Consider the following 19,808-nt stretch of genomic DNA (forward strand, 5'->3'; position numbering starts at 1 on the left):
GCCCATCTGCCTCGTGCGCTAAATATCGGCTCCCGTGCAAAACCCTCCTTGTGGGGGAGAAAGCGATTTCAACATCTTAGCGAAGCTAAGTGTTAGAAATCGCAAGAGAGGGGAAAAGCGCCGACGAGGTAAGGTAGCGCTCTACGAGAAGCGGCGTATGCGCCCTACGAAATCCCCTCTCTGGCATTTTCCAAGCACTTGCTCGGGGACAAGCCCACTCGCAAATGCAGGAAAATGCTTTCTCCCCCACAAGGGGGGAGATAGGCGCCGCGCCATTACAGCTAAATGGCCAGGCGCCGCAGCTTGTGATCCTCCCAAGTGGGAGATGTCCGGCAGGACGGAGCGGGCGCTGCCCCGTCAGGCTTTCAGCATGTCAGCATAGTGCAGCGCCCCACGTTGACCGCGCCCCACTCCCATCTAAATTGGTTCCCTCAATCAGGAGCACACCATGGAACTCTATCGCGGCCGGCTCATCGACCACATCCAGCTCGTGGTGCGCGACCTTGCGGCCAGCCGGCGTTTTTACGGCGGCCTGTTCGAGGTGCTGGGCATTCCGATCGGCGGCGAGGCGCAGGATTATTTCTGGGCCGACGAGTTGTTCGTCTCCAGCGCCGACAGCCGCGCCGCGCTCGGCGTGCTGACCGGCCGCCATCATCTCGCTTTCCAGGCGAAGGACCGCGCCATAGTCGATGCCTTTTACCAGGCCGGGCTCGCTGCCGGCGGCAAGGACAATGGTGCGCCGGGCGAGCGCCGTTACCATCCCGGCTACTATGCCTGCTTCCTGCTCGACCCCGACGGCAACAACATCGAGGCGGTGTTCCATGGCGAGGCCCGGCGAAGCGCCGCGGCGGTGGAGATCAGCTTTTAGAGAGCAAAGGGCCGTTGCTGTCCCAGCCCGCCAGCTCGAGGCCCTCGCGTATTCTTTCGCGGTCCTCTGATCGCTCGATGCGCGTTTCCTCGATGATTTGCGCGATGGTGAGGCCGGGCTCCAGGGCGCGTCCTTCACGCACGCAGGCCAGCGCCTTCTCGGCGTCGCCGGCCAGGGCGTGGCACGTTGCCAGTCTCGCCCATTGCCAGGCGCTCTTGCGAGGCAGGCATGAGAAGGACGCGGCCGCTTCGCGGTAGCGGCCGAGGATCAGCAAGGCTTCGCCCCGGTCGTAATAGTACCAGGTCGGATGCATCGGATTGAGCTGGATGGCCTTGTCGAGCAGGGCCAGCCCGGCCTCGCCGTCGCCACGCAGCGCCCGGAAGAAGCCAGTTTGGGCGAGCGTGTCCGCGTCGTAGGGATTGAGATCCAGCGCGCGGGCGAAGTGCTTCTCGACTGCGTCGTATTCGTCACGGCCGCGATAGAGAAGCGTCAGCGCCAGCATGCGGTGGCAGCGCGCCTCGTCCGGGCTGAGCGCGATCGCGTGCAGCGCCCGGTCGCGCGCCTGGTCGAGCACGGCGCGCGGCGCGTCGTTGTAGCCGCCGATAATCACTTCGGCGAGAGCCAGATAGGCATGCGCCAGCCCTGATTGCGGATCGAGCTCGATCGCCTTGAGGAAATGCTCGCGCGCATCCTGGTTGACCCGTTCGCCATAGCTGCGCAGCAGCTCCTTGCCGCGCAGGAAATGCAGATAGGCTTCGACATTGGCCGCAGCCGCGGGGAGGCCGCGCCGCATCACCGCGCTTTCGATATTGGCGACCAGCGCCGTCACGATCCGCTGCGCCACCATCGTCTGGAAAGCGAAGATATCGGCCGGGGCAAAAGTGAAGCTCTGCGACCAGACGCGCCGGCCGGATGCCGTCTCGGTCAGAACCACGCGCGCGCCGTATTCCGTCCCCGCGGTTTCGACGCGGCCTTCGGCGATATAGTCCGCGCCGAGCCGCTCCGCCGTCGCCCGGATGTCCTCGCTCGAATGCTCGGCCAGAGCGAAGGCCGAATGCCGCGCCAGCACGGCGACGGTCTTGAAATATGAAAGCGCGTTGGTGATTTCCTCCACGGCGCCGTCGAACAACGCCCTGGCGGTGGCGTTGGCGGGATCCACATCAAACGGCAGCACCGCCACCGTAGGCTCCGCCCGCGCCGCGGCCGCCGCCGACGGCGGCGGCGGCGTGGCCTCGGTCTCGGGAAGCTGGAAGAGGTAGCCCCGGCGCGGCACCGTGCGGATCAGCGCCTGCGCCTCGTCGCCGATCGATTTGCGCGCGTCGCGGATCGACTGGGTGAGCGAGTCCTCGGTGACGATGATGCCCGGCCAGACTGCCTGCATCAGCTCGTCCTTGCTCAGCACCCGTCCCGGATTGCGCGTCAGGAAGGCGAGCAGCTCCAGGGTTTTTGGCCGGATGGGCACAATCTCGCCGTCCCGCCGGAGCGTACCCCGGTCAAGATCGAGAACAGCGCCGCCGATCCGTAGCGCCAAGCCCTTGCCCCATCGACACGCCTGATTGCGCAGGGTTCATTGGGAGGGCAAATGCCGGCAAGGTCAAGCCCGAAACATGCCGAGCAGGCCAAGCCATGAACGGCGCCGCGCGGCGTTCGGCTCGACGCCTGTCTTGCCTGGCGCGGTCTCATTGGACGGCAGCAGGGAAAGCCAGGCCAGCATCTCGTTGGCCTCGCCGCAGCAGGGTCCCGCGATGCTCGCAGAAAGCATGCTCAGCGCTTCGCCCCGCGACAGCGACGTCGGTGCAAATGATGTGTCAGTCCTCGCATGCATGATCGACCTCCGTGGCTGGCGTCGGCGCCATGTGCCGCCCATGAAGGCCATCATCGTCCCGAGGGCGTCCGTTTGTCCTGAAACAATCCTGATTTTTCGCTGAATCCGTCCGGCCTAGCGGCGCCACAAGGGCTTGGCGAGCTCATCGCGCACCTGGTCCATCGTCAGGCCGATATCGCCTATGAGATGCGGCGTGTCGCGCGCCTTGGTCGCAAGCTCCTCACGAAACCGCGCCCGCTCTCCCCATGCCGACAGCAGGCCGAACAGGCCGGGCCGGCGCTCGGCCAGATCGACGCCCGTCGGCGGCTCGCTGAGATCGAGCCGCACGGCGCCATAGAACCCGGATATCGTGTCCAGCATCGTTTTCATGGTCGGCTCCCTCCTTTGAAACGCTGCCCTTTGGAAAGGCATGCGGGGAGCCTGAACCTTCGCCATGCGCCGAACCATCGGCCGCATGCAGTGTTTTGGGTCCTGCATTTGTAGTATTTTGATGGTTCTACGGTTGATCGCATCTATGCCCGCTGGCAGGACAAGCCATGAACCGCATCGTGACGACCTCGGAGGTGTTGTCGGACCGCGAGCGCGCGGTGGCGGAGAGGTTCGCCGCCGGCATGACCTATCGCGAGATCGGCGAGGCGCTGTTCATCGCGCCGTCCACCGTGCGCACCCATCTCGCCGCGATTTATGAAAAGCTAGGCGTGCGCAGCAAGGTCGCGCTCGCCATGCATATCAACGCCATCGCAGCCGCGCCGGCCATGTCGCCGAACGGGCCCGAAGCTTCGCCGGTGCTCGCGATGTTCCCAATCGAATGCCTGAGTGCCGACGAGCAATGGCGCCGTTTTGCCGACGGCCTTTCGTCGGACATTACCGTCGATCTTGCGCGCTACGCGGACTTCCCGGTCGTTGCCTTTCACACCATGAAGGCTCTTGGCAGCAGGCCGGCCGATTTCGCCGCCGACGGCAAGGTGTTGGGCGCTGCCTATATCCTGTCTGGTCAATTGCGAGCGGTCGGCCAACGGGTACGGCTTACGATGGAACTCGCTGACGCAGGGACCGGCGTCAGCCTGTGGAGCGAGCGCTTCGACCGGCCCGTGGAGGACATCTTCGCGCTGCAGGACAGCTTGACCGAAAGCGTCATCAACGTGCTCGCCGGCTGTTTCGGAACGATCGCCACGGTCGGCCGCAATGCGATCCGCCGCAAGCCACCCGCTAGCCTGCGCGCCTACGACTACTATCTGTTGGGTGTCGAGCAGCACAACACCTTCAGCCGCAGCGGCAACAGGGAAGCCATCAGGCTATTTTCACGCGCCCTCGAGCTTGACCCGACCCTTGTCAAGGCCTGGACCGAACTTGCCTACGCCTATTCGATTGAGGCATGCAACGGCTTCGGCGACGATCTGAACGCCTCGATCGCCAAATGGCGCTGGGCGGCCGAGAATGCCCTGCGGCTCGACCCGAGCGACAGCACCGCGCACAACTGCTTCGGCGATCTCATGGGCTGCCTCGGCGATCTGGAGGCAGCTGAAAGAGCGCACCGGCGCGCCTTCGAATGCGGTTCCAATCATGCCGACACACTGGCGCTGCTTGCTGGCAGCAAGGCGCTGGTCGCGGGCGATCCGGCCGAAGCGATCCCGCTCATCGAGCGCGCCATGCGCCTCAACCCGCTTGCCCCGCCATGGTATTTCGGCATGCAGGGGCGGGTCCTGTTCACGGCCGGCAAGTACCGGGAAGCCATAGCCGCGCTGCGACGGAGCACGCCGGATTCTCCGCACGTGCTGATATTTCTGATGCTCGCCCATGCGAGGGAGGGCGAGGGGGCCGAGGCAGCCGCCATCGCGGGCAGGTTGCGCACGGAATTTTCAGGCTTCTCGGTGGACGGTTTCATTGCGGGCTATCCCGTCACCAATCCGGACGCCGTGCGCGCTATCCGCGACGCGGCGAAGCTGGTGGCGATCCGCTAGCCGCCGGCCAGAAACGCCGCGATCAGCTTCAGCATGTTGCCGTCCTGCCCGAACTCCTTCGTGTCGAAGTCGCGGCTGCCCTGGCGCTGCGCCCTGGAGAGCTGGTCGAGATAGGCCGTCAGTTCCGCCCTGACCTTCTTGCAGCCGGGATCGTTTTCGGCGGTGAGGCCGGTGCTGAAGGCGACGATCTTGTCGACCATGGCGATGATGCCGGCGCCATGCACCTTCTCATGCGCGATCAGGCCGGCCGCGAACCGGTCCCAGCGCGCCTGCAGGGCGGGGTCCAGCTTTCCGGCCGGCTTCGGCAGCGTATAGGTGATGATCAGCTTCGGCCGCGCCGACTTCAGCACGCAGGCGCTGCCTTGCGGCTGGTAGTTGCGCTGCCACGTCAGCTTGAAGAAAGTGTGCGCGATGACGCGACGCCCGCCGCCCGCCTCGCCGACCAGCGGGCCCTTCTCGCCGATCGAGAGATAAAGCTGCTCCGCGCTTTGCCCGGAGACGGCATAAGTCTCGATCCTCTCGATGGGCTTCCAGTCCGCCCGTGCAGGGGAGGCAAGCAGCAAGGCGCAAAGCAGGATGGCGAATTTCATGAGGGACTCAATGGGATTCCGTCCGTTGGGTGCATAGCGGTTGTCTCGCGCAAGATCAAAGCGCGCGGGCAATCCGTCCTTTGAGGAAGGAGACTACAGGCCGCCGTGCCGGAACCCGCTCCGCCCGTCATCCGTTTCCTTGGCCAATCATCCCAACCGATGGGGGAGGACAAGATGACCCGCAGCGAGATCATTTCCGTGCTTGGACCGGTCGACGAGGCCGTCATCGCCGACATCGCGCTCACTGGAGCAAGCCTCGAGGAGCTGCGCGAGGCCTTCGCCTGGATCGGCGCCGACGAGGCGCTGGTGAATGAAGGCCATGCCATGCCCGGCGCCCGCGTGGCGAGACTGATCGAGATACTCGAACCGCCGGAGGACGAGCCCGAGGCGCCGCGCGCGGCGGACTAGGGCGAGGGCGCCCTGACATGGGTGAAGCACAGGTGCTTCTCCCTACCTGCCCCTCTACCCCCATCCCTCATAGCTTTTGCCGCTTTGGCGGCGGCACAAGCAGCGGACCCGCTGGAAGTAGCAGCACTGGAAGAATTCGCGGTGCTTGATACGGTGATCGAGAGACGTCTCCAGCTAAGCTTTGATGCTTGGCACTGGCGGCATCTCGCGCGGCTCGAAGCTCAGCCGCTTGACCGTGGCCACAATCGCGGCTGATAGCGCCTCAGCTTCGGACAGCAGGGAAGGACCATCGCGGCCATAGGTGAAATCTTCGCTCGGTAGCACGCCAGGCGGGCAATGCTCCTCGATCGTGGCCCGGATAAGTTGGAGCGCGGCGCGGCAGTCAGGATCGTTCTTGGTCATTCATAGAAACATGCAGAAGGGCTAAAATGTTCCGGGCAGGATGGATCAGTGCAATTTCGCGCCGATCTGTTTGGCGAGCGCTTCAAGAGCCTTCACGTCTTCTGCGTAGGACCGCGCTTGCGCAGGGTAGCGCTCCATCTGTTGGCGATAGAAAGTCAGCCACTTCTGCAAATCGCCAATCGGGAACGCCCCTCGCCATATGCCCTTCTCAAGCGTGAATGTGTCCGTCGCCGAATCGTAGGTCGCTGTCGTCTTCATGGAGGGGCGTTATAGGTTCACATCCCTGAAACAAAAGCCGCGTCCCCGGCGTTTGCGAATGCAAACTCGCAAGGTGCGTCATTGCCATCCACCTCGATCAAGAAGACTGAGTACGATCAGGCCAGCAGGATCCTCTCTGTGTGGTTCGTGGCTAGCGGCAAGCGCTACGATTTTGAGGGGGTGCCGCCTGAGACCTACGCAGCTTTCCGATCGGCATTCGTCAAGGGCCGCTTTTTCAACGACCACATTCGAAATCATTTCCCGTATCGCCGCGTTCCGGACTAAGCGTCCATATCAGGCAGGCTTACGCAATGACCCCTTTAACATTTGTGGGCGCGGCTTCATCCTGTCGTGTGCACATGATTGGTCGCTCGGTCCTGGCGGGTCCGAGCCCAACCACCTTTCACCCGCTGGCTTCGGCTGGCGGGTTTTTTGTTTCGCGCTCTCGCGGAATGTAAAGAGCCTCTCCTGATGGCACCTTTGCTGCGAACTGGAGCGTGAACAGAAGCCGATTTCTGTCATCCGTCACATTCATGATCCAAGGGGTCATATGCTCCCAGAACGATCGCTTGCTGTCGTTTATCATCTCGCCGGCGGCGCGCACTGCTTCCTGGCGCGCGGCATCCAGATCGGGGAGATCGACGCCCTCATCATCGGGGTTGAATTCGCCGTTGTCGACGTGGAAATGAAAAGTGGGCATTCCGCTGGCCTTGTTGAACAGTGGAATAACTCTCGCCTCACGACTTTGTTTCGCGGTGGTTGCGGCTTGACAGTAGCGCAGGCCAGGTTTCGCCGCCTTGGAGGACCATCCTAGGTCGCGGGCAGGAATATTATCCGCGTCAGGCGTCTAACTCCAGCGACTCATGATCGTCCTGGAACTCGTGCCACATGACCTGTCTGATGTCTTGGCAGTCGACGACCTGGCTGCACGTCTCGCAGCGATAGAAATCCGAATTCCGAATGGAGCCCGGCGGGCGGTGCACTGTCACCCCTTTCGGCGGACCGAGCTCGGAAAGCCTCGTCATCCTCGAAGCTTCCTTGCCTCGCGCTCCAACGTCTTTCTGTCGTTGCCGTGCTCGCCGATCAGTTCACGCACCTGCTCGGGCGTGATGCGATGCTGTTTAGCGAAGTAGCGGACTTCGTAATCCTCATCCGCCGAAACACGGTCGCGGTCCCTGAAATCGCGCTTGGTTTTGTCGTCTGCCATAGCTGTTCCTCCTGGTGAGAGAGAACAGAGTTCCGCACCGAATGTTCCCATTAGCTGCAGCTAACGGAACTGAAACGACCCTGCGCTATTGAATCAAACTTGAGTGATGCGTTGGGGCTCTCATGCGTAAGCCGGTCCGGCTGTCCTTCATTCGCCCGATGGAGCCTGAGCTTGTCGAGCAACCACCAAAGGGAGACGGCTGGAGCCATGAGGTGAAATTCGACGGCTACAGATCGCAGATCCTCAAGGACGATGAAGGCGTCCGAGTGTTCACAAAGTCGGGTATCGATTGGACTGCGAAGTACAAGTCGATCGCCAAGGAAGCCGAGACCCTGGAGGCAGAGAGCTTCATTATCGAAGGCGAGATGATTGTGCTCAACGAAAAAGGCCTGTCCGACTTCCATGCGCTGCGCTCGGCTATCACACGGCGGCCTCAGGCTCTCTATTTCGTCGCGTTCGACCTCCTGCATCTGAATCGCCATGACTTGCGCGACATGGCCCTGAAAGATCGCAGGGAGGTGCTACAAGCGCTTATCCCGGCAGGTGGGCATATCCAGTTCTCGGAGGCTCTGCCGGGCACTGGCGACGCCGTTTACCACCTCGCGTGCGAGGCCAACCTGGAAGGCATCGTTTCGAAGCGCCTCGACAGTGTCTATCGCTCCGGCGCGACCATGAACTGGCGGAAAATCAAGTGCTACGTCGAAGCCGAAATGGACATCATTGGCGTGCAGCGTGAGGCGGGGAAGCCTCCCATGGTGCTGATGGCCGACAAGGGCCGCTATATGGGCGGTGCGTTTGTCACTTTCAAAGCCGACAAACGACAGGCTCTCTGGGATCGCGTGCAGGGCAAGGTTGGTGCTCCGCCTCCAAAGGAAATGGCAAAGCAGAAGGCGGAATGGCTGAAGCCGGGCCTGGTCGGACGGGTGAAATTCCTCAAGGGCGAGGAGACGTTGCGTCATGCCTCGCTCAAGGACTTTCGCGAAAAGTAGGGTGGAGTTACTGCGATGCCAGTTCGCCAGAAGGCGCAGGACGCGGGAATTTTCGAGCCTGCTGAATTGGAGTTCTTGGCGAGGGTGTTCGACCGCCTGAAATATCAGGAGCAGACTGCTGATGAACGTGAGGCTCTGGCGTCCCGAATCCTCGCAAACTTCATGGCCGGCATCCAAGATGAGGAAGAGCTTGTTTTGCTGTCACGGCTGCCTCTGGGTCGCTCACACATGTCCTAAGCGGCAGCACGGTCGTTGCCTCATTAGTCGGGCTAGCTGTTGCTGCCAAGCTACAGCCCTTTACATGAGATTCCATTAGAAAAGGCTTGTGCGGGGTTTCCTGGGTTTCGGGCGGACCATCCGGGGAAAGGGGCGCGCAGCAGTTTGAGGGAAGATGACCCGTCGGCTTAGGTCGGCGGGTTTTTCTTTCGAGCGACGGCTCTCATTTGAGATCGCACCTCAGATCGGTCGCGAGTCAAGGAGCGGTCCGCCATCCGCCGGCGCCACGTTCTGTTGTCGACGGTGATCTGGCCTTTCGGATCTACTATCGAAGCGCGCCCATCCGGCGCAAAGACAATTCCCCCAGCCTCCAAAGCCAGCCGCACAGCACGCACACTGCTAGGCCGGGTGTTCTTTAGCCCGTGTTCGATTCCGCTGATCGTTGCTTCACTGAGGTCGGCCTTGGAAGCAAGTCGCACCCGCGACCATTTCAAGAGGGCGCGGGCGAGTCTGACCTGTTCCGCCGAGAGTTCATGTCGACTGTCCATAAGTTTGGAACATTCAATCTCGCTAAAATGTTCCGGGTGGGGCCGATTTTTACAACGAAGCAGATGGCGGCGCGGCTGACAGGATTCAACATTTGACATCGCGGCCGTGGTGGCGATGCGTCAGTATCGGACCGTCCCATTTCTACCCGGGAGTGGACACCGGTCTGCGATCGAGTGTCACGGCAAGATCGCAGACCGGCGCGCCTCATCGCGCAAGCTGTTGCCGCCAAGCTACAGCCCTTTACGCGAGTTCCATTGACGCCGGAGCGGCTGAAGACGGCTTGTCCGTAAAAGCCTTGGCACGAGCAGCTTTCAAGTCCGTCGCTTTGCCTTGCCAGACGCAGCAGGCAGCTCGGGTGCGCTCGCAAGGATTTCTCGGGACCGCTCTATGAGTCGGCGGTTCTCCTCAATGAGCTCCTCAGCTTCCTCAATGCGCATAATGGTTTGCTGCTCCATCTCATCGAGGGGCTGAACTGGGCTGTTGGACTCGCCGATCTGTTGCATGACCATCCTCAAGTTATGAGTTACCCGCGATCCGCCGGCAGACAAAACTCCTGAGGGCTGGAAACGGTTCCCCTGAGCGGCCCGACATTTCCGCGATGGGGCGCGTTCGGTCGAACCGCTGGAGGGGGATAGGGCGCCGGCGCCTACGCAGGAAGCATGGGTGCTTCTCCCTACTTGCCCCTCCAACCCTTCCCGTCATAGTTTTTGCCGCTTTGGCGGGAGAAAAGCGTTTGGAGACCAATGTCGCCATTGTCGGCGCCGGCCCTGCCGGGCTCGCCGTTGCGGCCTGCCTCAAACAGGCGGGCGTCGATTTCGTGATCCTCGAGAAGGCCAATGAGGTTGCGCCGTCCTGGCGGCGGCATTACCGGCGACTGCATCTGCACACGGTGAAATCCTTCTCCTCGCTGCCTTTCGTGCCGTTCCCGAAAAACCATCCCCGTTACGTTCCGCGCGAAAAGGTCGTGGCCTATCTCGATGCCTATGCCGAGCGCTTCGGCCTTGAGCCGCGCTTCGGCGTCACGGTTAAGTCCATCCGCCGCGAGGGCGACCGCCTGCTGGTCCAGACCGATGCCGGACGCTTCAGCGCACGCAAAGCTGTCGTCGCCACTGGCAACAACGCCCAGCCGATCGTGCCGGATTTCCCGGGCATCGAGGCCTTCAAGGGCAAGGTGCTGCACAGCGCCGCCTACACGGAGGCGGCACCCTATGTCGGCAAGAACGTGCTGATCGTCGGCATGGGCAATACGGGCGCGGAGATCGCGCTCGACCTGGCCGAAAGCGGCGCTCACCCCACCATCTCGGTGCGCAAGGGCGTCCACATCGTGCCGCGCCAGCTGTTCGGTGTGCCGATCCAGATGGTGGGCATCGCCAGCCGGACCATGCCACAGGCGCTGAACGACTGGATGTTCCCCAAGATCCTCGACCTGGCGCTGGGCCGGCTGGAGCGATATGGCATCGTGCGGCCGAAGCAAGGCATCCTGCAAGGCATCGAGGCCGGCCGCATTCCGGTGATCGATATCGGCACCGTTGCGGCGATCAAGCAGGGTCGGATCGGCATTGCGCCGGACATCGCAAGCTTCGCCGGAGACGGCGCGACATTCGTCGATGGCGTGGAGAAGAAATTCGACGCGGCCATTTTCGCCACCGGCTATCGTCCTGCCTATGACGCCTTCCTGTCGGCGGAGCTCAGGCCGGACAAGAGCGGCGTCAACGCGCGGGCGAGCGAATTGGGCGTCTATCTCGTCGGCTTCCACAACCCCGTCACCGGCCTGCTGCGCGAGATCGGCATCGAGGCGCAGGCAGTGGCGAAGGATATTGCGGGGAGGTGAGGGTTATTTGCGGTCAGTATGATAGGCCGGGTTCCTTCGCCCCCCTCTCTGTCCTGCCGGACATCTCCCCTCGAGGGGGGAGATTGGCAGCTTCGGCGACGGCCGTCTCCCTGCAGCGCTGGTGATTGGCGAAAGCATACATGACATATAATCTCCCCCATTGAGGGGGAGATGCCCGGTAGGGCAGAGAGGGGGGCCTCGCGCAGACCTTTCTGTGTTTTGAGCCCCGCCCACCTGAATCGGGTGGCGCATCGGACCACCTCATGCGAAGCCATTGCTGCCAATGAGGGATCGGCCATGCTCATGCTCTACGATTATCTCCCGTCGCAAAACGCCTGGAAGATCCGCGTCCTGCTCGGCCTGCTCGGCATCGCTTACGAAACCCGCATGGTCTCGATCTTCGAGGGCGAGAGCCGCACGGAGGCCTTCCTGAAGCTCAACCCCGCCGGCGCCGTTCCGGTGCTCGCCGTGGACAATGGCCAGGCGATCGCCGAGTCCAACGCAATCCTCATCCTCGTCGCCGAGGGCACGCCGTTTTTGCCGGCGGACCGGCTTGCCCGCGCCAAGGTCATGCAGTGGCTGTTCTTCGAGCAGTATTATGTCGAGCCGGTCATCGGTTCGCTGCGCTTCTGGACGCTGACCGGCCGCCTGGAGCGCAACCAGGCCCTGGTCGCCGGCAAGCGCGAGGCGGGCGTCCGCGCGCTTGGCGCGCTGGAGCGCAGCCTGGCCGACACGCCTTTCCTGGTCGGCGATACGCTCACCATCGCCGACATCGCCGTCTATGCCTACAGCCACCGCGCTGAGGATTGCGGCTTCTCGCTCGCCGACTATCCGGCCGTCGAAGCCTGGGTGGAAAGAGTGGGCGAGGCGATCGGACCTGGCTATCCGGTGCATCCCTACAGCATCGATCCGCATTCGGGCGGGTGAGCCGCCGGAACATGGCGGCGGGCAGGGCGTTTCCCAATGGCTTCAACCAGAGCCATGGAGGCCCGCAATGGCCCGCACCCTTGCCATCGCAATCCTCGCCACCGGCATCATGAGCCTGCCCGCCATGGCGGCCGAAAAATATTGGGTCGCCAGGGACGCGGTCTCCAAGCAGTGCGAGATCGTGCCGAAGAAGCCGGATGGCACGCTTGTCGTGGATCTCGACAAGAAGACATACGCCAGCGAGGGCGAGGCGAGGAAAGCGATGGAGGCGAGGGCGGATTGCAAAAGCAAGTAGGGCGTTGAGGACCGTGCCTACCTGTCCACGAGCGACATCGTGCGCTCGTTATACCTTGGCCCGGACACCTTGTCGGGCGTCAGCGCCATGTCGAGCCCCAGCATCTCGGTCGCATCGAGCGTGATATCCGCCGCCGCGACATTTTCCTCCAGATAGGTCCGCCGCTTGGTGCCGGGGATCGGCACGATGTCGATGCCGAAGTCCGGCCCCTTGGCGAGCAGCCAGGCGATCGCGATCTGGCCGGGCTTCACGCCCTTTGCCGCTGCAATGTCGCGCACAGCGGCGGCAGCCGCGACATTCGAGTCGAAGTTCTCGCCTTGGTAGCGCGGATCGCCGCGGCGGAAATCGCCTTGCGGATAGTCTTCCGCGCGCTTGACGTCGCCGGCCAGGAAGCCGCGGCCGAGCGGCGCGAACGGCACCAGGCCGATGCCGAGCTCCCTCAGCGCCGGGATGATCTCCGGCTCGAGGTTGCGCTCCCACAGCGAGTACTCGCTTTGCAGCGCCGAGACCGGATGCGCGGCATGCGCGCGGCGGATGTTGGCAATGCCCGCTTCCGACAGGCCGAAGAAGCGCACCTTCCCCTCGGCCACCAGCTCGCCGACCGCGCCGGCGACATCCTCCATCGGCACCGCTGGATCGACGCGATGCTGATAGAGCAAGTCGATGTGGTCGGTGGCGAGCCGCTTGAGCGAAGCGTCGACCACCTCGCGGATGTGTTCGGGCCGGCTGTCGGTGCCGGACTGCTTGCCGTCGACGATGCGGAAGCCGAACTTGGTCGCGATCGTCACCTTGTCCCGCCGGCCTTGCAGCGCGCGCCCAAGCAGCTCCTCGTTGACGAAAGGTCCATAGACCTCGGCCGTATCGAGGAAGGTGCAGCCGAGCTCGATTGCCCGGTGGATCGTCGCGATCGACTCCGCCTCGTCGGCCGGTCCATAGGCCTGGCTCATGCCCATGCAGCCGAGGCCGATGGCCGACACTTCGAGCCCCTGGCTTCCGAGTTTGTGTTTGCCGAGGCTCATATGTCCTTGTCTCCCGCGAAAAATCAGCGCTCGCGAAAGTATAGGGCGGGGACAGGGCACGTCCAGCACGAGCCGACAGCGCTTGATTCAGGTCAAGGAAACCGCAGGACGGCGCCGTATAGTCGGCCCGTCTTGGGAAGGACACAAGGCGGGCGGGTGGTTCCGGCCGACTCCACTCCCTCGGGGACCCGACGGAACCACCCACACCGACGTTTGGACAAAAAGCCTGTAACGCGTCGCCCGAACTCGTTTTCGGTGCGACGCGCTTTTTCATGCATCCACAGCCCACACCGCGCCGGGCTCAACTATAAGGCGACAGGCACTGCTGGCGAGGACCGCCATAGGGCTGGTAGCTGTTGTCCCAGGCGCGGTAGGAGCGGTAGCGGTCAAAGCACCAGCGCAGATGGGCGGCCGCCAGGCGCGCCGCGGGGGGCGGGGGCGGCGCGACCGTGGCGGCCGCCACGCCGGCCGCGAAGGCGGCGGCCGGGAACCAGTAGCCATTGTAGTAGCGGTAGCCGGGCCGCATGCGCCAATAGCCCCTGAATCCGTTGTAGTAGTAGGCGCCGCCGACGACGTAGAAGCCGCGCCGGTACCAGACCGGCGTCGCCTGGCTGGTCACGGATGCCTGGCCCGGAGCGGGCATGATCGGAACTGCCTCTGCCGGCGAGGCCAGCATCGATGCGCCGAGCACCAGGCCGCATAAGGCCGTCGATATCCATTTCATCGTCTCTCTCCTTTGTCTTGTGTCACCTGGGATCACGGCGGGATCACTGGCGCTTCACCGCTCGCAGTTCGGAAATCGAAAGCGCGCCGTCGCCATCGGTGTCCGCCTGCAGCAGCCGGTCGGGAATGGCGGCCGTGAATTCGTCGCGCGAGATTTTACCGTCGCCATTGCGGTCCATGCGGCCCGCCTCGGCCTGCAGGCCGGCGAAGCGCGCGGCCTGGATGTCGCGCTTCGCCTTGACCTGCGCCACGGCCGCCTGCACCTCCTCGGGGTCGAGCACGCCGTTGTGGTTGGCGTCCAGCCGGTCGAACATCCGCGCCCGCGCTGCCTGGATCTCGCTGAATTCGAGCCTTCTGTCGCCATTGGTGTCGATGCGCCGGAACGCCTCCCGGGCGCCCGTGTCGGCGGCGAAGGCGCTGCAGCCGCACAAAAGCAGCCCGGTAAGGGCGATCACGATCTTGGTCATCTGGGTCTCCGCTGAATTCGACGACCCGTCGCGGATCGTCCTTGCAGCGTCTCCTACGCGCGAGTTCGACGGCTCCTACGCGGCGGCCGCGAATTTTTCGGAAGTTCGACACGCGGGGGCGCCGCGCCACGGCGGCCGGCAAAAAAATCCGGACGCTGGCGTAGGAGCACGGGCCGGGCTGCGTATTGGCCGACAGTCGCCATCTCGCGACGTGACATTTCGAAAGGACCAACCATGAAACGCTCAGCAATCGTTGCAGCCCTGCTTCTCGGGCTCGCTCCGGTCTGCGCCGCCGCGACGCAGGACATGCCCGGCCAGCGCATCCTGCAACGCCTCGACACCAATGGCGACGGCGCGATCTCGAAGGACGAGATGCTCGCCGCCCGCGAACGTCTCTTCAAGAGGCTCGACCGCAATGGCGACGGCGTCATCGACGAGAAGGAGATCGAAACCGCCCGCCAAGCCATCGAAGACCGTGCCCAGGCAACCGAGGCCCGCCTCGGCAATCGCTGGCGGCGCATGGACAGGAATGGCGACGGCAAGGTCACCGAGGACGAGTTCCAGGCCAGCACGCCGCTCTTCGATCTCGCCGACCGCAATGGCGACGGCAGGCTCTCCGCCGATGAGATCGCGGCCATCCGCAAGATCGTGGCCGCTCACGCCAATTGACCAACCTGCCTTCCAGAAAGGAAATGACATGATTTCAAGATTCAAACTCTCGCTGTTCTGCCTCGGCGCAATGGTCGTCTGGTCGGCCACTTCCCCGGCCTCGGCCGAGGAATGGACGCGCAAGACCGTGCATGGCGGCGAACTGAGCCGCAGCGTCGACCGGGACGGCAATACCTACACCGGCTCGACCACGCGGACCGGACCGAATGGCGGCACCTACACGTCGAACTCAACCTGCAAGGCCGGCGTTGTTGACCGCTGCTCCAGGAGCTATTCTGCCACCGGGCCGAACGGCAAGACCGTTTCGGGTCAGCGCTACAGCGCGGCCGGACCGTTTCGCGGCCGTTCTGTCGGCAGCTTCACGGGCCCGAACGGCAACACGGTTCACGGCTTCCGCCGTTGGCGCCGCTGACATCTGGTGGTGGACTTGACGTCGGAATTCGTTCTTCTCCCGAGCCGGATCGTCGCGGATTTCTGCCTCGCCGCCGGAGGCTCCTCGACCGGTGCTCGCTGCCGTGCGGGATGAAGCTGTCGGTGGCGATGAGGAGCTTCTGGCCCGCATCGCCGCGGGCAGCCAGGCGGCTTTGTCCGCGCTCATGGCCCGCCACGGCCGTGGGCTGCGGACATTCGCCGCGCGCTATCTCGGCCATGCCGCCGATGCCGAGGACGTGGTGCAGGAGGTGTTCGTGACCGTCTGGAAACAGGCCGCGCGCTTCGATCCCGGCCGGGCGCGCGCCTCGACATGGCTCTACCGGATCACCGCCAACCGCTGCATCGATCAGCGCCGGCGTCGCGCGCTGCGCAATTTCTTCGGGCTGGACGACATTGCGGAGGAGCCCGCCGCGCCGGAAGCGAATGCCGAGACCGCGACAGCGGCGAGGCAGGAACTGGCAATCGTGCGCGATGGCCTGTCGCGTCTGCCGGAGCGCCAGCGGATGGCGCTGCTTTTGCGGGCTGTGGGCGAGCTTGACATCGGTGCGATCGCCGAGGTGATGGGCGCCAGCGCGGGCTCGGTCGAACAGTTGCTCGTGCGCGGGCGCCGCGCGCTCAGGGATCATTTGGCAGATGCGGCCGGGGGCCGCGAAAGGAAGTCCTCATGACACGCGAGGAATTCGAGAACAACCGCCGCCGCTTCGGCGACGACATCGATGCCTGGCCAGAGGCCTTGAGAGGACCGGCCCTGGCATTCATGGCGCTTGACGGCGATGCCGGCGCCGACGACGCGCTCGACAGGCTGGTGCTTCAGGCCGCCCTGGTCGAGGGCGACGATCGCGCTTTGGCGCGCAAGGTGCTGGCCCGCATCGATCGCGGCGCGGCGCGTCCTTCGCTGGTGCCGCGCTTGCTCGTCGCACCGGCCGGCATCGCCGCTTGCGCCGCGGCCTTGCTGGTCACCGCGACAATCGCCGGTTACCAAGTGGCGCGCCTCCAGGACCAGCCGCAGGATTCCGAGCTTCTGGCGCTCGCCGCCGGCGCCAGGCTTCCCGATGACGGCGGACCGGCGATCGCGGGTGATGCGGGCGAGGGGGACGCGCTATGACCGGTCGTTCATGGACATGGGCTGCGGTGCTGGTCGTGCTTGCGCTGTCCCTCGCGCTCAACTTCTTCTTCATCGGCTATGCCGCGCATGGCCTGCGCCAGGCGGTCGCCGCACGCGGGCTGCTGGCCGAGGTCGCGGGCGCCTACTCGCCCGAGGTGCGCAAGGAATTCCGCTCGGTCATGCGCGACAACCGCGCCCGCACGTTCGAGGCGCTGCGGCAGCTGCGCGCGGCGCGCGCCGACCTGGCTGCGGCCGAGCAGGCGCGACCTTTCGACGAGGCGGCGGTCAGGCAGGCGATGGCGGCGGTTCGCGCCGCCACGACCAACCTTCAGGCAACGGTGCAGGACTACCTGGTTGCCGCTATGAAGAACGTCGCCGCGAAGCCGGCGGGGGGCGGGTGAGCCATCGCCCTACTCGCGGCACAATTGCCGTGACCTATTCGCGTGTCGGAACCATGATGACGAACCAATGCGGCACGACCGGCTTGTCCTGATACTGCTCCGGCGCGAGCTCATCGCCGGCCTGCGGGCGATGCGGCGCCGCGATCTCGCCTGGATCGGGCTCGGCGGCGGCGCGCTGCTGGCCTATGCGATTGCCGATATCGTGCTTGCCTTGCAGGCCGCGGCCCCAAGGTTGCGCCACGACCAGCTCCTGTGGACCCTTGGCCTGCCGCTCACCCTGGCAGTGCTCGGGGCGCTCACAGGCAACGCGGTCGCCAGGCTCTGCCTTGAACGGGCTTTCGCGCCTTTCCTCAAGGCGCTGCCGCTTGGCTCCAGACAGCGCCGCCAAATGGCTGGCAGGGCGACGCTGGCGATCTTCGCGCCGCTGGGCGTTCTGGTTGCCGTTTTGGTCGGCTTCGCCTGCGCCATCATTGGAAAGCCGTTGCCGGCGGCCTGGGGCGTGGGCGCGGCGATCCTGTTTGCCCTGGGCTTCGGCACGGCAGCCATTTGGCGCCTGCGGCAGCCACGTCTTCTCCTCGATGAGGCGGCGAGCGAGACGGCGCCGGTTGGAAGGCCGCGGCTCGGCCGCCTCGACCGGGCGCGTCCGCGCTGGCTTTCGAGCTGGGCCTGGAAACTGCCAGGTGGCCATTTGCGACCATCATGGAAGCTCGCCGCGGCCGGCCTGCTGCTCGCAGCCTCGGCCATCCTAGGCGCATGGGCAAGCCTTGCCGGCCGCACGGCCGGGCCGGCGGCGGTCGCGGGCCTGGCGGGCGGCATTCTCATCTTCATGCTCAGCCTGCGCTGCCAGCCGCTCGGCTCGCCGGTGCTGCGCACGGCGCCCATAGGCTTCACGCGCGTGTGGCTGCGGCTGGTGCAACTGCCGCTGCAATTGTCGCTCGCCTTCTTCCTGCTGCCGGCGGGCGCGGCGCTCGCGGCCGAGCCGTCGGCATGGGCCGTGCCGGTGGCGGGCGGGCTCTGGCTGCTGGTGCTGAACGGCGCCTATGCGGTGTTCGGCGCCTATTTCCTCAACACGCCCTTCGTCGCCATGCTGAGCTTCGCCAGCGCGCTCGCCTATGCCAGCTATGAAACGCTCGAATATGGACGCACCGTGCTGATCGGCCTGGCGGCATTGGTGGTTTTCCTATGGCACAGAACCCGACAGAGGTATCGCAATGGATGAAGTGCTTGCCGTCAGCGGGCTCAGCGCCGGCTATCGCGGGCGCGCCGTGGTGCGCGGCATCGATCTTTCGCTCCGCCGGGGCGACATAATCGGCCTGCTCGGCGCCAATGGTTCGGGCAAGTCGACGCTGATCAGGGCGATCACCGGCCAAATCCCGTTGCTCGGCGGCAGCGTGATGGTTGATGGCGTCGACCTCGCCGCCGCGCCGGAGCGCGCCAAGGCCGGCTTCGGCCTCGCCATCGAGCCGCACGACTTGCCGGCGCCGCTGTCGGGACGCCAATATATCGAACTCGTCGCCTCGATCCGCGGCTGCGCGCCAAACGATCTGCCAAGCGCCGATCTGCCGGGCGCCGACCTTCTGGAGCGGCTCGAACTCGGCCGCTGGATCGACCGCCCGATCGCCGAATATTCACTCGGCACGCGAGCCAAGGTCGCGATCCTCGCGGCACTTCTCGGCCGGCCGCCGCTGCTGATTTTTGACGAGACGCTGAACGGCCTCGATCCGGTTGCCGCCTGGGAAGTGAAGCGCGTGATCACCGCGCTTTGCGCGAGCGGCCGCCACGCCGTGATCGTGTCGACCCATGTGGTGGAAGCCGTACCGGCGCTCTGCAGCCGCGCCGTCCTGATGGCCGATGGCAGCCTGAACCGAAGCTGGGATGCGGCGCAACTGGTGGAGGCAGGCAGGGCGCCAGGCGCCTTCGAGGCAAGCGTCATGCAAGCGCTGCGCATGCGAGCCGCTGCCTGATGTCGATCTAGGCCATCGGCAGCATGCGGCGCATGATCAGCGAGGCGTGGCCGCCGACGCCATGCGCGGCTTCGCGGCGCTCGACCACTTCAAAGCCGTGCTTGCGGTAGAAGGCGATCGCGCGGTCGTTGCCTTCGATCACCTCGAGCGCGATCGAGGGGATGCCGGCATGCGCGGCAAGCACGGCATGCAGAAGGTCGACCGCAAGCCCGCTGCCGAATGCCTGCGGCTCGATATGCAGCCGCTCCAGCGTGACGTCGCCTTTGGCGTCCATCGCCGCCATCGCATAGCCGGCGATCGAGCCGTCGGCGCGTTCGGCGACGAAGGACATCTTATCCTCGTCCTCCAGTTCTTCCGAGAGCTTGTCCGGCGCGTGCCTTTCGTCGGAAAGCCTGGCCACGGTCTCGTCGCCCATGATCGGCGCGTAGGTCCGCTGCCAGGATTGGCCGAGCAGCCGCGACACATCGGCAAGGTCGTTCCTCGTCATCGCCCGGATGCGGGTCATGGTCGTTGTCCTTGTTTCGATCCGAAGATAGGGCGAAGCGCGCTGCGCGGCCAACCCCTCGGGCGCGCTGAAGGCGCGGATCCGGTCGGCGCTCTTTCGGGGCGTTCAAGCGGCTATCACGGGCAGCGGAAACGTCCTGCATGCCGCCGGATAGCCCGCTGCCGGACCGATGGAGGCGGCAGCGGGCCATTGATGCG

Annotated in this window: 30 protein-coding genes; 16 read left to right on the forward strand and 14 right to left on the reverse strand. The window is 64.7% G+C overall.

The window, feature by feature from the left end:
- The first annotated feature begins 448 nt into the window (after positions 1 to 448).
- On the forward strand, positions 449 to 868 hold the full coding sequence (locus E5X34_RS04680) for a VOC family protein (RefSeq protein WP_292561678.1): 420 nt from the start codon (positions 449 to 451) through the stop codon (positions 866 to 868).
- Here E5X34_RS04680 and E5X34_RS04685 read toward each other — a convergent pair.
- The 3 genes from E5X34_RS04685 to E5X34_RS04695 form a co-directional block, all read right to left on the reverse strand.
- Positions 858 to 2,399 carry a winged helix-turn-helix domain-containing protein gene (locus E5X34_RS04685; protein WP_292561681.1) on the reverse strand — a complete coding sequence of 514 codons (1,542 nt, stop codon included), beginning with the start codon at positions 2,397 to 2,399 and terminating at the stop codon, positions 858 to 860. The two genes, E5X34_RS04680 and E5X34_RS04685, sit on opposite strands and share 11 nt — an antisense overlap.
- 63 nt (positions 2,400 to 2,462) lie before the next feature.
- Positions 2,463 to 2,630: a hypothetical protein gene (locus E5X34_RS04690; protein WP_292561684.1), complete on the reverse strand. Its 168-nt coding sequence runs from the start codon at positions 2,628 to 2,630 to the stop codon at positions 2,463 to 2,465.
- Between the two features lie 177 nt (positions 2,631 to 2,807).
- Complete coding sequence (locus E5X34_RS04695) at positions 2,808 to 3,062, reverse strand: DUF1127 domain-containing protein (protein ID WP_292561688.1); 255 nt, start codon at positions 3,060 to 3,062, stop codon at positions 2,808 to 2,810.
- A 167-nt stretch (positions 3,063 to 3,229) separates the two neighbouring features.
- On the opposite strand from E5X34_RS04695, the gene E5X34_RS04700 reads away from it, so the two are divergent.
- The gene (locus E5X34_RS04700; RefSeq protein ID WP_292561691.1) at positions 3,230 to 4,654 is read left to right on the forward strand and encodes a LuxR C-terminal-related transcriptional regulator; all 1,425 of its coding nucleotides are present in this window, start codon (positions 3,230 to 3,232) and stop codon (positions 4,652 to 4,654) included.
- Here the strand turns inward: E5X34_RS04700 and E5X34_RS04705 are convergent.
- A complete protein-coding gene (locus E5X34_RS04705) occupies positions 4,651 to 5,244 on the reverse strand; it encodes a DUF922 domain-containing protein (RefSeq protein ID WP_292561694.1) in 594 nt (197 codons plus the stop codon). The genes E5X34_RS04700 and E5X34_RS04705 overlap by 4 nt on opposite strands.
- Before the next feature lie 174 nt (positions 5,245 to 5,418).
- Between E5X34_RS04705 and E5X34_RS04710 the strand changes: the two genes are divergently transcribed.
- Positions 5,419 to 5,652: a hypothetical protein gene (locus E5X34_RS04710; protein WP_292561697.1), complete on the forward strand. Its 234-nt coding sequence runs from the start codon at positions 5,419 to 5,421 to the stop codon at positions 5,650 to 5,652.
- 174 nt (positions 5,653 to 5,826) lie between these two features.
- Here the strand turns inward: E5X34_RS04710 and E5X34_RS04715 are convergent, their stop codons facing one another.
- Both E5X34_RS04715 and E5X34_RS04720 read right to left on the reverse strand, forming a co-directional pair.
- A complete protein-coding gene (locus tag E5X34_RS04715) occupies positions 5,827 to 6,054 on the reverse strand; it encodes a hypothetical protein (RefSeq protein ID WP_292561701.1) in 228 nt (75 codons plus the stop codon).
- Between the two features lie 45 nt (positions 6,055 to 6,099).
- Positions 6,100 to 6,312: a hypothetical protein gene (locus E5X34_RS04720; protein WP_292561704.1), complete on the reverse strand. Its 213-nt coding sequence runs from the start codon at positions 6,310 to 6,312 to the stop codon at positions 6,100 to 6,102.
- Between the two features lie 81 nt (positions 6,313 to 6,393).
- Here E5X34_RS04720 and E5X34_RS04725 point away from each other — a divergent pair, with 81 nt between their 5' ends.
- Positions 6,394 to 6,597, forward strand: coding sequence for a KTSC domain-containing protein (locus E5X34_RS04725; protein ID WP_292079051.1), 204 nt, complete (start codon positions 6,394 to 6,396; stop codon positions 6,595 to 6,597).
- A 118-nt stretch (positions 6,598 to 6,715) separates the two neighbouring features.
- Here the strand turns inward: E5X34_RS04725 and E5X34_RS04730 are convergent, their stop codons facing one another.
- Both E5X34_RS04730 and E5X34_RS04735 read right to left on the reverse strand, forming a co-directional pair.
- Entirely contained in the window at positions 6,716 to 7,012 is a 297-nt protein-coding gene (locus E5X34_RS04730) for a hypothetical protein (protein WP_292079052.1), read from the reverse strand.
- Positions 7,013 to 7,333: 321 nt separating this feature from the next.
- Positions 7,334 to 7,519: a DUF3606 domain-containing protein gene (locus E5X34_RS04735; protein WP_073988684.1), complete on the reverse strand. Its 186-nt coding sequence runs from the start codon at positions 7,517 to 7,519 to the stop codon at positions 7,334 to 7,336.
- 122 nt (positions 7,520 to 7,641) lie between these two features.
- On the opposite strand from E5X34_RS04735, the gene E5X34_RS04740 reads away from it, so the two are divergent.
- Both E5X34_RS04740 and E5X34_RS04745 read left to right on the forward strand, forming a co-directional pair.
- On the forward strand, positions 7,642 to 8,508 hold the full coding sequence (locus tag E5X34_RS04740) for an RNA ligase family protein (protein ID WP_292561708.1): 867 nt from the start codon (positions 7,642 to 7,644) through the stop codon (positions 8,506 to 8,508).
- Between the two features lie 15 nt (positions 8,509 to 8,523).
- Positions 8,524 to 8,745 (forward strand): hypothetical protein, encoded by a 222-nt coding sequence (locus tag E5X34_RS04745; protein ID WP_292561711.1) that lies wholly within the window; start codon positions 8,524 to 8,526, stop codon positions 8,743 to 8,745.
- 167 nt (positions 8,746 to 8,912) lie between these two features.
- Here E5X34_RS04745 and E5X34_RS32890 read toward each other — a convergent pair whose 3' ends face one another.
- Complete coding sequence (locus E5X34_RS32890) at positions 8,913 to 9,371, reverse strand: helix-turn-helix transcriptional regulator (RefSeq protein ID WP_366664872.1); 459 nt, start codon at positions 9,369 to 9,371, stop codon at positions 8,913 to 8,915.
- A gap of 213 nt (positions 9,372 to 9,584) precedes the next feature.
- Positions 9,585 to 9,776 carry a hypothetical protein gene (locus tag E5X34_RS04750; protein WP_292561714.1) on the reverse strand — a complete coding sequence of 64 codons (192 nt, stop codon included), beginning with the start codon at positions 9,774 to 9,776 and terminating at the stop codon, positions 9,585 to 9,587.
- Positions 9,777 to 10,006: 230 nt separating this feature from the next.
- Here E5X34_RS04750 and E5X34_RS04755 point away from each other — a divergent pair, with 230 nt between their 5' ends.
- From E5X34_RS04755 to E5X34_RS04765, 3 genes are all read left to right on the forward strand, one after another.
- Positions 10,007 to 11,104 (forward strand): NAD(P)/FAD-dependent oxidoreductase, encoded by a 1,098-nt coding sequence (locus E5X34_RS04755; protein WP_292561717.1) that lies wholly within the window; start codon positions 10,007 to 10,009, stop codon positions 11,102 to 11,104.
- A 297-nt stretch (positions 11,105 to 11,401) separates the two neighbouring features.
- Positions 11,402 to 12,031: a glutathione S-transferase family protein gene (locus E5X34_RS04760; protein WP_292561720.1), complete on the forward strand. Its 630-nt coding sequence runs from the start codon at positions 11,402 to 11,404 to the stop codon at positions 12,029 to 12,031.
- 67 nt (positions 12,032 to 12,098) lie between these two features.
- A complete protein-coding gene (locus E5X34_RS04765) occupies positions 12,099 to 12,326 on the forward strand; it encodes a hypothetical protein (RefSeq protein WP_292561723.1) in 228 nt (75 codons plus the stop codon).
- Positions 12,327 to 12,343: 17 nt separating this feature from the next.
- On the opposite strand, the gene E5X34_RS04770 is transcribed toward E5X34_RS04765, so the two are convergent.
- The 3 genes from E5X34_RS04770 to E5X34_RS04780 form a co-directional block, all read right to left on the reverse strand.
- The gene (locus tag E5X34_RS04770; RefSeq protein ID WP_292561726.1) at positions 12,344 to 13,345 is read right to left on the reverse strand and encodes an aldo/keto reductase; all 1,002 of its coding nucleotides are present in this window, start codon (positions 13,343 to 13,345) and stop codon (positions 12,344 to 12,346) included.
- A 301-nt stretch (positions 13,346 to 13,646) separates the two neighbouring features.
- Entirely contained in the window at positions 13,647 to 14,069 is a 423-nt protein-coding gene (locus E5X34_RS04775; protein WP_292561728.1) for a BA14K family protein, read from the reverse strand.
- A 43-nt stretch (positions 14,070 to 14,112) separates the two neighbouring features.
- The gene (locus E5X34_RS04780; RefSeq protein ID WP_292561731.1) at positions 14,113 to 14,535 is read right to left on the reverse strand and encodes an EF-hand domain-containing protein; all 423 of its coding nucleotides are present in this window, start codon (positions 14,533 to 14,535) and stop codon (positions 14,113 to 14,115) included.
- A gap of 234 nt (positions 14,536 to 14,769) precedes the next feature.
- On the opposite strand from E5X34_RS04780, the gene E5X34_RS04785 reads away from it, so the two are divergent.
- The 7 genes from E5X34_RS04785 (at position 14,770) to E5X34_RS04815 (ending at position 19,106) form a co-directional block, all read left to right on the forward strand.
- Entirely contained in the window at positions 14,770 to 15,204 is a 435-nt protein-coding gene (locus tag E5X34_RS04785; protein WP_292561734.1) for an EF-hand domain-containing protein, read from the forward strand.
- 28 nt (positions 15,205 to 15,232) lie between these two features.
- Positions 15,233 to 15,616 carry a hypothetical protein gene (locus E5X34_RS04790; protein WP_292561737.1) on the forward strand — a complete coding sequence of 128 codons (384 nt, stop codon included), beginning with the start codon at positions 15,233 to 15,235 and terminating at the stop codon, positions 15,614 to 15,616.
- A 91-nt stretch (positions 15,617 to 15,707) separates the two neighbouring features.
- Positions 15,708 to 16,304 (forward strand): sigma-70 family RNA polymerase sigma factor, encoded by a 597-nt coding sequence (locus E5X34_RS04795; protein ID WP_292561740.1) that lies wholly within the window; start codon positions 15,708 to 15,710, stop codon positions 16,302 to 16,304.
- Entirely contained in the window at positions 16,301 to 16,741 is a 441-nt protein-coding gene (locus E5X34_RS04800; RefSeq protein ID WP_292561743.1) for a hypothetical protein, read from the forward strand. Before E5X34_RS04795 ends, E5X34_RS04800 begins: the two co-directional genes overlap by 4 nt.
- Positions 16,738 to 17,142 carry a periplasmic heavy metal sensor gene (locus E5X34_RS04805; protein ID WP_292561746.1) on the forward strand — a complete coding sequence of 135 codons (405 nt, stop codon included), beginning with the start codon at positions 16,738 to 16,740 and terminating at the stop codon, positions 17,140 to 17,142. Before E5X34_RS04800 ends, E5X34_RS04805 begins: the two co-directional genes overlap by 4 nt.
- Before the next feature lie 67 nt (positions 17,143 to 17,209).
- Positions 17,210 to 18,361 (forward strand): hypothetical protein, encoded by a 1,152-nt coding sequence (locus E5X34_RS04810; protein ID WP_292561749.1) that lies wholly within the window; start codon positions 17,210 to 17,212, stop codon positions 18,359 to 18,361.
- Entirely contained in the window at positions 18,354 to 19,106 is a 753-nt protein-coding gene (locus E5X34_RS04815; RefSeq protein ID WP_292561752.1) for an ABC transporter ATP-binding protein, read from the forward strand. The genes E5X34_RS04810 and E5X34_RS04815 overlap by 8 nt, the downstream gene beginning before the upstream one ends.
- Positions 19,107 to 19,113: 7 nt before the next feature.
- Here the strand turns inward: E5X34_RS04815 and E5X34_RS04820 are convergent, their stop codons facing one another.
- Positions 19,114 to 19,611, reverse strand: a complete 498-nt coding sequence (locus E5X34_RS04820) for an N-acetyltransferase (RefSeq protein ID WP_292561755.1) — start codon at positions 19,609 to 19,611, stop codon at positions 19,114 to 19,116.
- Positions 19,612 to 19,808: the final 197 nt, after the last annotated feature.

Source organism: Mesorhizobium sp. (assembly GCF_004963255.1).
Classification (GTDB): domain Bacteria; phylum Pseudomonadota; class Alphaproteobacteria; order Rhizobiales; family Rhizobiaceae; genus Mesorhizobium.

Coding starts and splice junctions, on each gene's coding strand:
- E5X34_RS04690 (WP_292561684.1), bottom strand. CDS start 2,630: ATGCTTTCTGCGAGCATCGCGGGACCCTGCTGCGGCGAGGCCAACGAG.
- E5X34_RS04710 (WP_292561697.1), top strand. CDS start 5,419: ATGACCCGCAGCGAGATCATTTCCGTGCTTGGACCGGTCGACGAGGCC.
- E5X34_RS04695 (WP_292561688.1), bottom strand. CDS start 3,062: ATGAAAACGATGCTGGACACGATATCCGGGTTCTATGGCGCCGTGCGG.
- E5X34_RS04740 (WP_292561708.1), top strand. CDS start 7,642: ATGCGTAAGCCGGTCCGGCTGTCCTTCATTCGCCCGATGGAGCCTGAG.
- E5X34_RS04720 (WP_292561704.1), bottom strand. CDS start 6,312: ATGAAGACGACAGCGACCTACGATTCGGCGACGGACACATTCACGCTT.
- E5X34_RS04815 (WP_292561752.1), top strand. CDS start 18,354: ATGGATGAAGTGCTTGCCGTCAGCGGGCTCAGCGCCGGCTATCGCGGG.
- E5X34_RS04745 (WP_292561711.1), top strand. CDS start 8,524: ATGCCAGTTCGCCAGAAGGCGCAGGACGCGGGAATTTTCGAGCCTGCT.
- E5X34_RS04820 (WP_292561755.1), bottom strand. CDS start 19,611: ATGACCCGCATCCGGGCGATGACGAGGAACGACCTTGCCGATGTGTCG.
- E5X34_RS04800 (WP_292561743.1), top strand. CDS start 16,301: ATGACACGCGAGGAATTCGAGAACAACCGCCGCCGCTTCGGCGACGAC.
- E5X34_RS04775 (WP_292561728.1), bottom strand. CDS start 14,069: ATGAAATGGATATCGACGGCCTTATGCGGCCTGGTGCTCGGCGCATCG.
- E5X34_RS04760 (WP_292561720.1), top strand. CDS start 11,402: ATGCTCATGCTCTACGATTATCTCCCGTCGCAAAACGCCTGGAAGATC.
- E5X34_RS04735 (WP_073988684.1), bottom strand. CDS start 7,519: ATGGCAGACGACAAAACCAAGCGCGATTTCAGGGACCGCGACCGTGTT.
- E5X34_RS04715 (WP_292561701.1), bottom strand. CDS start 6,054: ATGACCAAGAACGATCCTGACTGCCGCGCCGCGCTCCAACTTATCCGG.
- E5X34_RS04810 (WP_292561749.1), top strand. CDS start 17,210: ATGCGGCACGACCGGCTTGTCCTGATACTGCTCCGGCGCGAGCTCATC.
- E5X34_RS04730 (WP_292079052.1), bottom strand. CDS start 7,012: ATGCCCACTTTTCATTTCCACGTCGACAACGGCGAATTCAACCCCGAT.
- E5X34_RS04805 (WP_292561746.1), top strand. CDS start 16,738: ATGACCGGTCGTTCATGGACATGGGCTGCGGTGCTGGTCGTGCTTGCG.
- E5X34_RS04700 (WP_292561691.1), top strand. CDS start 3,230: ATGAACCGCATCGTGACGACCTCGGAGGTGTTGTCGGACCGCGAGCGC.
- E5X34_RS04770 (WP_292561726.1), bottom strand. CDS start 13,345: ATGAGCCTCGGCAAACACAAACTCGGAAGCCAGGGGCTCGAAGTGTCG.
- E5X34_RS04780 (WP_292561731.1), bottom strand. CDS start 14,535: ATGACCAAGATCGTGATCGCCCTTACCGGGCTGCTTTTGTGCGGCTGC.
- E5X34_RS04680 (WP_292561678.1), top strand. CDS start 449: ATGGAACTCTATCGCGGCCGGCTCATCGACCACATCCAGCTCGTGGTG.
- E5X34_RS04705 (WP_292561694.1), bottom strand. CDS start 5,244: ATGAAATTCGCCATCCTGCTTTGCGCCTTGCTGCTTGCCTCCCCTGCA.
- E5X34_RS04765 (WP_292561723.1), top strand. CDS start 12,099: ATGGCCCGCACCCTTGCCATCGCAATCCTCGCCACCGGCATCATGAGC.
- E5X34_RS04790 (WP_292561737.1), top strand. CDS start 15,233: ATGATTTCAAGATTCAAACTCTCGCTGTTCTGCCTCGGCGCAATGGTC.
- E5X34_RS32890 (WP_366664872.1), bottom strand. CDS start 9,371: ATGTCAAATGTTGAATCCTGTCAGCCGCGCCGCCATCTGCTTCGTTGT.
- E5X34_RS04785 (WP_292561734.1), top strand. CDS start 14,770: ATGAAACGCTCAGCAATCGTTGCAGCCCTGCTTCTCGGGCTCGCTCCG.
- E5X34_RS04750 (WP_292561714.1), bottom strand. CDS start 9,776: ATGCAACAGATCGGCGAGTCCAACAGCCCAGTTCAGCCCCTCGATGAG.